Origin of the sequence: Trichococcus collinsii, from assembly GCF_900107505.1 — a bacterium.
Taxonomy (GTDB): Bacteria; Bacillota; Bacilli; order Lactobacillales; family Aerococcaceae; genus Trichococcus; species Trichococcus collinsii.
The window spans coordinates 1-2,424 of sequence record NZ_FNQH01000023.1 but is presented as its reverse complement, the minus strand read 5'-3'; the positions used below and the strand labels follow the sequence as shown (position 1 = coordinate 2,424).

Sequence of the window (2,424 nt, the reverse complement as noted above, 5' to 3'; positions counted from 1 at the left end):
ACAGTTGGCGCATATCGAATCGACAAAAGCTGATTTATCCGATTTGCCATCAAGTGCCTATGTTTTTAAAGGTAGTACCACTTTTGCCGCATTGCCGACAACCGGAAACACGCTTGGGGATGTGCGATGGACGACTGACAATCTCTTAAATTACGCATGGACAGGCACAGCATGGACGCCAATCGGTAATGGGGCATTCGCGGATGGATCTGTAGTTACACCCAAACTAGCGGATAAAGCTACAACCATACCAAAGTTAAATCTTGAAACACAACACGCCATATTGTCAAAAAAACTATTCAACGAATTGGAAATTTTGCCAATAGAGCCCAAGTTAGGATTGTTTTATCAAGGAAACTATTCTACAGCATCAAAATATGCGGCTGTAATAGATAAATTTTCAGTTAGCGCGGATCATATTTTAAAATTTTCGAAAAAGTATAACTTCATTTTGCGTAAGTTCACTACTGATACAACTAATACCGCGGTGTTCATGAGTGGAAGTGAATTGCTTATTCCTACTAATCCTGTTGATATTCTTTATTACAGTTTGGAAATTTATAAATACGGAGATGCTTGGGGAACTACTTACACACAGGCGTTGGTTGACGAGGTTAAAGCTAATTTTATGATTTTTAAATTTTCGCCAAAAATAAAAAAACGACTTGTTCCTAATACGATTAGCGGGTTAATTGATGACGGTACAAACGGCAACCCCCAAGGAACTTACACGGCAGCTACCGGATGGGGAGTTTATGATGTGACGCTTGAAAAGGGCGAGATGATCTACTATGACATGTGGGTGTTAAAAGGAGCCCAATCATTATCCAAATTTAATGTTGATGGTACTTTCAAAGAATCGATAATCACCACAAGTGCAGTCGTGAACACAAACATCAAAGGTGTCTATGTTGCCACAGAGGAAATCGAACACCTTAAGTTTAACCATGTTTTCACTACTTATCCGTTTAAGTGCTATAAAATTCAGCCGGATGATTTGAAATCACCGTTATTTGGCAAAACCATTAATTTTATCGGTGATAGTTACGTTGCAAACAACACAGAAAGTATCGACAAAACATGGCATTACAAACTGGCCGACAAACATCAAATGACCTATAACAACTATGGTATTAACGGTAACGGTATCGTCGGCATCCGCGGAGGTACAACTCCAATGAAAGACCGCTTCACAGCAATGGCAAACAATGCCGATTATATCGTTGTTATTGGAGGCGAAAACGATGCTAATCTACTTTTAGATATTGAGGAATTCAAGACTGGACTGGATAGCTTCATTGCTGGATTGGTTGCAAAATATCCAAAAGGGAAAATATGTTTCTTCACCCCATGGAATGCAGCGTGGAGTACGCGAAATTATATTCAACCGTACATTGACGCGATGATTGAAAGATGTGATCATTGGTGCGTTCCAATATTCGACGCTTCAAAAAATGCTGGTTTGTATTCTTGGGCAGGACCTTCATATAGAGGATTCTTTTTTCAAGGTGCATATGACGGCGCACATTTAAATGAAGCGGGGCATAATAACTTCCTCACCGCAGGGGAAGCGTTCCTTGAAAACCTATAACGTTTATTAACGTCCTTTCGAAATAACCTCTGCGCTATATTGATAGTTTGAAAAAGTTGCTATATAATTAAGCAAATATATAGTAAAGAGGTGTCGTTAGGATGAAGATTGGTGATAACAAATTATTTATATTATCGGTTTGCTTGAACGTTGTGTTTTTACTGTTAGGAACAGCTTTTGTCATTAAAAAAGGCGGTGTTAGTTGGGTTATGAGTAAGGTAGCACCGACTGCTGCTGAAGTGCAAAAACCACCTTACTATTTTGACAAGACGTCACAATTTGACATACTACCACAAAAAGAAGGGGCTATCGTTTTCGTTGGAGACAGCTTAACTGATGGCGTTGAGTGGAGTGAGTTATTCGCTAACAGCAATATCATAAACAGAGGCATTAACAAAGTCACGACACAAGGTATTTTGGAAATGGTTAGCAGCATCGCTGACGATAGTCCGAGCAAGATATTTTTAATGGTTGGTACAAATGATTTGGATCAATCGGTAGAAAATGAAACAACAAAAAATAATTATAAAAATATAATCGAAGAAATTCAGAAAAAATCACCTGCCACAAAGATTTATATTCAAAGCATGTTACCGATTAACAACGAATTAAACGGCAGTAAAGTTAGTTCAGAAACAATCGTTGAATTGAATACATATCTCAAAAATTTATCATCAGATTATGATAATTGCGAGTTTATTGATTTGTATCCACACTTTCAAGTTAATGGTCAGATGAACACCGATTACACTAACGATGGTACGCACTTGAACGGGCAGGGATATCTGTTGTGGAAAGAACAAATACAAGATTTTGTAAACGGCTGAACCATA

Annotated in this window: 2 protein-coding genes; both read left to right on the top strand. The window is 38.2% G+C overall.

Features of this window, described 5'->3' with window-relative positions:
- On the top strand, positions 1 to 1,591 hold a 1,591-nt coding region (locus BLV66_RS15395), incomplete at its 5' end, for an SGNH/GDSL hydrolase family protein (RefSeq protein WP_143033149.1).
- Between the two features lie 101 nt (positions 1,592 to 1,692).
- Positions 1,693 to 2,418 (top strand): GDSL-type esterase/lipase family protein, encoded by a 726-nt coding sequence (locus tag BLV66_RS15390; protein ID WP_086986366.1) that lies wholly within the window; start codon positions 1,693 to 1,695, stop codon positions 2,416 to 2,418.
- Positions 2,419 to 2,424: the final 6 nt, after the last annotated feature.